The 6,553-nt window shown below is 31.0% G+C and carries 10 protein-coding genes; all 10 read right to left on the bottom strand.

The genetic code is table 11. The annotated features are described in order from the left end of the window. On the bottom strand, window positions 1–758 hold a 758-nt coding region (locus HNP68_RS05825; RefSeq protein WP_183221373.1), incomplete at its 3' end, for a DUF276 domain-containing protein. Further along, complete coding sequence (locus HNP68_RS05820; RefSeq protein WP_183221371.1) at window positions 755–1,087, bottom strand: contractile injection system sheath initiator; 333 nt, start codon at window positions 1,085–1,087, stop codon at window positions 755–757. The genes HNP68_RS05825 and HNP68_RS05820, both read right to left, overlap by 4 nt. 29 nt (window positions 1,088–1,116) lie before the next feature. Then, window positions 1,117–1,662 (bottom strand): DUF777 family protein, encoded by a 546-nt coding sequence (locus HNP68_RS05815; protein ID WP_183221369.1) that lies wholly within the window; start codon window positions 1,660–1,662, stop codon window positions 1,117–1,119. 12 nt (window positions 1,663–1,674) lie between these two features. Then, a complete protein-coding gene (locus HNP68_RS05810; RefSeq protein WP_183221367.1) occupies window positions 1,675–2,625 on the bottom strand; it encodes a DUF693 family protein in 951 nt (316 codons plus the stop codon). A gap of 3 nt (window positions 2,626–2,628) precedes the next feature. Beyond that, window positions 2,629–3,189 (bottom strand): DUF792 family protein, encoded by a 561-nt coding sequence (locus HNP68_RS05805; protein ID WP_235684954.1) that lies wholly within the window; start codon window positions 3,187–3,189, stop codon window positions 2,629–2,631. Window positions 3,190–3,311: 122 nt separating this feature from the next. Then, complete coding sequence (locus HNP68_RS05800) at window positions 3,312–4,640, bottom strand: DUF759 family protein (protein ID WP_183221363.1); 1,329 nt, start codon at window positions 4,638–4,640, stop codon at window positions 3,312–3,314. 7 nt (window positions 4,641–4,647) lie between these two features. Further along, a complete protein-coding gene (locus HNP68_RS05795; RefSeq protein WP_183221361.1) occupies window positions 4,648–4,887 on the bottom strand; it encodes a DUF1322 family protein in 240 nt (79 codons plus the stop codon). Continuing rightward, window positions 4,884–5,330: a DUF1473 family protein gene (locus tag HNP68_RS05790; protein WP_183221359.1), complete on the bottom strand. Its 447-nt coding sequence runs from the start codon at window positions 5,328–5,330 to the stop codon at window positions 4,884–4,886. The genes HNP68_RS05795 and HNP68_RS05790 overlap by 4 nt, the downstream gene beginning before the upstream one ends. A gap of 15 nt (window positions 5,331–5,345) precedes the next feature. Continuing rightward, on the bottom strand, window positions 5,346–5,774 hold the full coding sequence (locus tag HNP68_RS05785) for a DUF1463 family protein (protein WP_183221357.1): 429 nt from the start codon (window positions 5,772–5,774) through the stop codon (window positions 5,346–5,348). 12 nt (window positions 5,775–5,786) lie between these two features. Continuing rightward, a partial coding sequence (locus HNP68_RS05780; protein ID WP_183221355.1) for a DUF787 family protein occupies window positions 5,787–6,553 on the bottom strand: 767 nt, incomplete at its 5' end.

Genomic DNA, 6,553 nt, shown 5'->3' with positions numbered 1-6,553 from the left:
GTGTCTGTATCTTTAACACAAGCGCTTATTTCCATGAACTTAATTCCTTTTACTTCATTAACTGGTGCAAAAAAATCTTGATATTCAAAACTAATTCCCATATCAGCATAGTTATTTGAAATAATCCTAGAGTATATGTCTCTAATTTGAGAATCTATGTTTAAGTAGAGATAGTTTTTAAGGTCAAGTTTATATTTTACTTTCATATAAACATATTTTCGTTTTCCCAGCGATATTTTATAAGATTTATGTTGTCCAGTTGGGTTGAGTCCATCAATTTCTATATCTCCCTCAAGTAAAGTGCCACTAGGAGTTGTAAGATATAATGTTTCCCAAAGTTTTGCTTTAAATTCTGAATTATTAATAGTGGTTTTACCCGCGTCTAGTAAATCTTCTTTTAAAATTAGGTATATATTAGCTTTACCAGCAGAACTTTTAATATTTGCATACTCTATTCCATGAAGATTAAGTAAAGCAGCTCTAACTGCGCTATAAGTTGCGCTTTTAGAAGAAATGTGCTCTTCAATTGCAGTCCAATAGCTACCACCCGGTTTCATTTTAGAAAAAAAGAGATTAAGTTCGTCAATTACTTCTTCTTCAATAAGTGCTAAAGAAGATGCAATCATGTTGTAAATCGAGCTATTACTATCATCAATGTTAATTCCATAATTTGCTCGTAAGTACTCTCTTTTAGTCCGTACTATGTCCTTAATTGTACGCTTTAAAATTCCAAAATCAGAATCAAAAACAATACTCATAAATTAAACTCCATATTCAAAATGTCTCCTGAGAAAAAAAAGGATATATGAGCCTTGCGAGCTTTTATAGCAGTCGAAATATTTATTATATCTAAGTTAAGTTCTTTAGATATTTCATAAAAATAGTTTTTTATAGCTTGAAGATTGTTAATCTTGAGTAGTTTCAAAAGTAAATAGTAGTCTAGTCCCCAATTAGGAGCATAGCTTAAACTTCCCTTTAGTGTTTTTAAGAATAAAAACAGTTTTTGTTTTTGCTCATCAATTCCATCAACAATTGATACATCGTTATTAAATATCAATTTAAAATCATTACTAATTCTTAAATCCATACTAATAATTATACCATATTTAGCAAAAATTACTTAAACAAGCTGTTGATATTAGCAGAAATTCTAGAAGTTATTGGCGTTAATGCTTCATAGTTAACAACCGCTTGTCCTTTAACTGATATACCGTTGATAGCACTTACAATACTATTTAGAATTTCTTTCAAGCTAGTTGTTTGATTGGCTATTTCAATTCTACTATTTGCTTTTATCTTAACAGTATCAGAAATTAAATTTAAAGTTTTTGGACCAATTGCACTAAGTATATAAAAATGATGTTTATAAAAATGGATATCGTCATTTTTATCAAAAATGTTAATGCTTGATTGAAGTAGTATAACAGTATCACCTTTTGATAGTTCAAAACTGATATTAGATATATTTTTTGTTTGAATTTCTAAGTCTTTAAATTCTGGTATTATAACTACAGCCTCTTGTGTTTGCTGTTTAAATTCTTTTACAGTGCCAATTCGAGTTATGAAAATATTTGAATAAATCCAATTTTTTACATCTTCTTGTGCTAACGCATGTCCATAAAGGCGCTGATTCATTCTGTAAATTTTATAGTCTCTAGTCATTCTAAATCCCCTTTAGTATTTAGGCATAGGTGAAGTATTAGCCTCATCATAGAGCTTAAGTGTTAATGAACAATCTCCTGTATTGCTAAGTGCTACGCTTGTCTCTAATACAGTGTTTTTGATAATATTCCCTAGTCCGTCTATAAATGAAACTTTATCGCCAACTCTTATTTTATGTGTATAGAATAGTTTAGCGTTCCAATATATACGCTTCAGATTGTATTCGCTTTCAATGGCAATTTCTTGTTGTGGTATAAATTCAAGTCCATAATCTTCTAAAGCTTTATAGTTCTCAACTGTTTTAGTTTTGCTATCTTTAGTAAAGATGTAAATACATTCAATTTGGGATTCATTGGTACCACAATCAGCTATTACATTATGAATGTATACCCCTTTTATTTTTTCAATAAACTCTTTTGGTGTTGAGGCATAAATATTCTTGTCAATCACTGTAAGTTTATCTTCTTCATCCATGGTAATGATATTGCGATTAGGGAATACAGATTTTATAGCATCTTCAACCGTCATACCTTTAAAGCTTTTGTTCTTTAACTCCCTATTGAAGAAGTTGCTACTAACTGCTAAACGAACATCAAGCTCGACACTAAAATCTCCACCAGGATAATCAGTGCTCATGGGAGTCCCTAGATAACCCGCCATTATAAAATCAAAGTTTTTTTCATAAGCAAATTTCTTATAATATATTTTTACTATATCTCCTAATTTGATATGGTCTGTGAAGTTTAGCGGCAAGTTCCAAAGTACAATTTTTGCTTGTTTTGATTTTACAAAATTATAATTTGAAAATACATTAGCGATAGTAATATCAACATGAATTCCACATTGTGTGGTGATAACAATTTTAGGATTTTCCTCTGAAAAAGAATCCCCATTTTTTGTATCCTTTTTTGAAGATTGTTTTTCGTTGTAAAATTCGATTTTAAAGTCATAACTTAAAAACATTGATTATCCTTTATATTTTTCTGGTGCAAATGTTTTTACTACTTCTATTGAAAGACTCACCTCAACTTCATCAATAAATGGAGTGTCCTTAAATGTAAGGCTTGTAATTATGGCCAATTCTTTTAGGCCAAAAGTTGGACTGTAGATAGTAAAAGGAACTTGAGCTTGTATTCTGTTTGCTAATTGTTCTTTTGCAAGGTGGACATCAAAACGGAGTAAAGAATTGCCAAAAACAGTCATTTTTAGTGGGTAAAGCATTTCTTTGTAAAGAGATGTTAGTACCCCACCGTTTAATGAGATATGTTCCCCAGTCATTACGGGGTTGTAGCTTACATATTCCGCTTTTCTATCATAATAGTTGATAACTGGGCGCTTAGAGCAACTAGTGTTGTAAGTCCGTGTTATAAGCTCGGTTTTTGGTTTTATAAAAAACAATTGGGGCACATAACCAAAACCTTTTAAATCTTGTCGTGGGAATAGCACTAAAAAATTATCTGCTCCAAAAAGGGAAAATACTTGAGTTGATACATCTTTAAATAATCGCATAATCTCTTCACAAGACATTTCCCCCTCTTTTCTATTGTTGCATGTATCTATAATGCCCGCAGAATTTTCTTGTTCTACAGGTGTTGTTGTTTTAACTTCATCGCCAATATTTATGTTTGTAATAGTCATAAAATCGCCTCTTATGGAATGTTGCCAAAATCATCGTTATTGTTATGCCCACGAGAATTGAAAATTCCGCCTAAAAAATTATCACCCAAAGGATTAAGGTAACTAAAGCCCGTACTAACAACATTGCCTACTTTGCTACCAATGTCTTTAATTCCGCCAAGAGCCCCTTTTACACCATCTTTTATGCCGTTGACTATATCGTTTATCAAATCCTTAAAATTAAAGTTCATAACTTTCTCAATCAAATCGGAAATTTTGCCGATTATTGGCATCAAAACCTTAGTGGTTGCGTTTTGAAGATTTTGCTCTAATTTGGCTAAATTACTTTTAGCTCTATTAAGTTCATCAGAATGTCCTGTAATCTTTAAAGATAGTAAATCTTTCATTAGATCCTTAATCGCCTGCGGGCGCAATTTTAAATCTCCCCCTTCTTGAGTCTTCATTTCGATTAACTTTCTAGCAGATTCTAAATATTTTTTCCCAAAATCGTCTATAGGTTTCATCAAATCATAAGCTTTTTGCATATTCCCTTTAAGCATTTCGCTAACAATTTCAACGGAGCTTTCGTTGCTACTTGCAAGACCAGTACTTTTTAAACGAGCTGCAAGTATTGCTGCATTAGATGTATTTTCTCCCTCTTTATCATTAAGCCCCAATTTTCTTAAGTCACCTCTAAGTACACTTGCTGTTCGCAGCAAGTCTTCTCTTTCTAAATTGCGTTCAAATCCTTTCATTCCCTTAAGAGCTCCCAAAATTTTAGTTCGTTCTTGTTCCGTATAAATCACATTATTGAGTTGTTGTAAATCATCTTGTTTTGCTTTATCTTCAACTGATTTTTTTGCAAAACCATATAAAAACCCAATAAGTCCGCCTCCAATTTTACTCATAGCATTGCCAATAACATTTCCTAGGGCACTACCTATAGCAATTTTGGCAACAAGTCCTTTCCCTTGAGAGGCTGCTAACAATTTACTTTTTGCTTTTGATTCTTTTGCAAGTTCTTTATATTCAAGGCGTCTTTTATCTCTATCAGATATTAAAGACCTTTTAAAAGCCTCTTTTCTAGCTTTTTCAAAGCCCATGCCTTGTTTCATAAGCTTTTTAGTTTGTGTTAGCCTATATTTCTCAACACGCTCTCTTAAGCTTTCAAATTTAGATTGTTTGCTTAGTTCTTTTTTCTTATCAGACAAATTACTTTTTACAATATCTTTAGTACTACCCAAATTAGATTTTTTGGGTTTAAGATATTTTTCCATTTTGGTAATGTCTTGTTCAATAGCCTTTTTTGTTGCTGCATGATCAAGAACACCTTTAAATTTAATGGTGAATTTGTCGCTCATTAAGCCCTCATTTACCTAAAATTAATTCATACAATTCTTTTTCTAATTTTAGATCAGCTATACGATTAACTTCTAAAAGCTCATCATAAGGCATTTTCTTAACATCATCGTATGAACAAATATTCATAATTACTGGAAAATAGTATTTATCGTTTTTAATTTTATCAAGTAAGGCGAAATACTTTTTTCTGCTCTCATTAAGACTCGCAATAGTTTTATCAATTTCTTTACTTATTTTTTTGCTCATTTAGCAACCAGTTCAGTAGAATTTGATGTAAGTGTAGAAGTTACTTTTGCATAATAAAAATTATCATTGATATAGTCAAAAGTAACAAAATCACCAACATTGTTTTCATATTCACTTAAAAATACTAAAGCGGGTTTTTTTAAATCATTATCTGCTTGAAAAGTATTGAATTGTGCGGTGTAGATAATAGCAACAAGATAGTCCTTATAGTAAGATATAAATTCTCTATTTGCGTCTAAGATTACATAAAATTCATCTAAAAATCTTGGGCTTATCATTAAGCTTGTAATTTCTCTTAAATATTTCACCTCATTAAGCTTATAAATGGCGTCGCTTTGATTAAAGCCTAGTACTCTATCCCATTCATAGACCGGTAATACTCTAAGTGGGTACTCATATGTTTTATTTTTGGTTAAAATTTTCATTTTATATCTCATTATCATAGAAAGACGCTCCTTTTAATTTTTATTTGGGTGTGTTTTTTGGCAATTAATAGCCCTAATTTCAAAAGTCACTTTTTCAGCTTCAGCTGAATAATTTCTTGATGGTTCTTCAGTAAAAATTGCATGGTTAGAAATAATTTTTGTAGCAATTCTATCATTGAATGCTAAATCAAGCATTTTATCATATTTGCTAACATCCATGTTATAAAACTGATCATCTGAAATTTCAGTTAGTGCAATATAATCGTGACTACCTAGAGTAACTTCAATGTTAAAAATATAAGTTATAGTTTTGGGATCCCTTAAGCTTATTACAGGCATTCCTTTATCTTCAGTACTAACAACGGCTCTAGTTGTAGGCTCACTTGTAAGCTCAAGTTTGCCACTATGCAGCTGTATACCACCTATTGAAAAGTAAACTTCTCTTAAATCATAAAATTGCATAATATTAACTCCTTATATGTTTAAACTATTTTGATAATCAACTATATCTTGAGAAGTAATTACTAAAGCAACAGCATTAATACTAAAGTTGTAAGTAATATTCACACTAAGTTCTAATTTAAGCTGTTTAGTACCAGAAAGAGTAAGTTTTAAGTCTTTATATTCTACAATTAGGCCTCTATCTATAAACCGTTTAAGCAGGCATTCAATAGCAGAAGTATATGCATTATCTCTAGCGCCACTAAGTTGTAGTGCAGATAATTTGCTGTTTTGTCTATTGTTTTTATTCCAAATTCGAATAAGCTCAACAATAGCCTCATTTTTTATATAGTGGTAAGTAAATAGTTCATCTATTGATTTTCCAGATAGATCAACACCCTCTTTAAAAGCAGATACTCCATCAAGTCCAGTTTCATTAAGAAGTGAGTAAAAGTTGATTTTTGCATCTCTTAACTTTTTAATTGCAGAATCATCAAGAAGTGGTTTAGCAGCTAGTGGCATACCATAAGGATTAACAGAGTGGAAAATACTTGCTTGATGCAAATATGCACTTACAAATTTTAAATGTAGATTGTCTCTATTGTTACTATAAACGACAATATTTCTTTCTTTTTCAACTTCACCTTTATCCTTAAATAGCTCTTTTATTTCTTGTTCTTTAGTTGAGAATACAAAAAAAGTTGCAGGCATTTTGAACTTATCATAATCATCTTTGTATACTGTAAGTCCATCATCAGAATTATCACCTTCAGTATTAATAAGCACAACAAAAGAGTGTC

This window comes from Borreliella yangtzensis (assembly GCF_014201775.1).
Lineage (GTDB): Bacteria > Spirochaetota > Spirochaetia > Borreliales > Borreliaceae > Borreliella > Borreliella yangtzensis.
The sequence above is the reverse complement of the archived record's forward strand: the minus strand, read 5'-3'. Positions and strand labels throughout refer to the sequence as shown.

Bases quoted from the DNA above. Each gene is read 5' to 3' on its own strand.
- HNP68_RS05820 (WP_183221371.1), bottom strand. From the start codon at position 1,087: ATGGATTTAAGAATTAGTAATGATTTTAAATTGATATTTAATAACGAT.
- HNP68_RS05815 (WP_183221369.1), bottom strand. From the start codon at position 1,662: ATGACTAGAGACTATAAAATTTACAGAATGAATCAGCGCCTTTATGGA.
- HNP68_RS05810 (WP_183221367.1), bottom strand. From the start codon at position 2,625: ATGTTTTTAAGTTATGACTTTAAAATCGAATTTTACAACGAAAAACAA.
- HNP68_RS05805 (WP_235684954.1), bottom strand. From the start codon at position 3,189: ATGTCTTGTGAAGAGATTATGCGATTATTTAAAGATGTATCAACTCAA.
- HNP68_RS05800 (WP_183221363.1), bottom strand. From the start codon at position 4,640: ATGAGCGACAAATTCACCATTAAATTTAAAGGTGTTCTTGATCATGCA.
- HNP68_RS05795 (WP_183221361.1), bottom strand. From the start codon at position 4,887: ATGAGCAAAAAAATAAGTAAAGAAATTGATAAAACTATTGCGAGTCTT.
- HNP68_RS05790 (WP_183221359.1), bottom strand. From the start codon at position 5,330: ATGATAATGAGATATAAAATGAAAATTTTAACCAAAAATAAAACATAT.
- HNP68_RS05785 (WP_183221357.1), bottom strand. From the start codon at position 5,774: ATGCAATTTTATGATTTAAGAGAAGTTTACTTTTCAATAGGTGGTATA.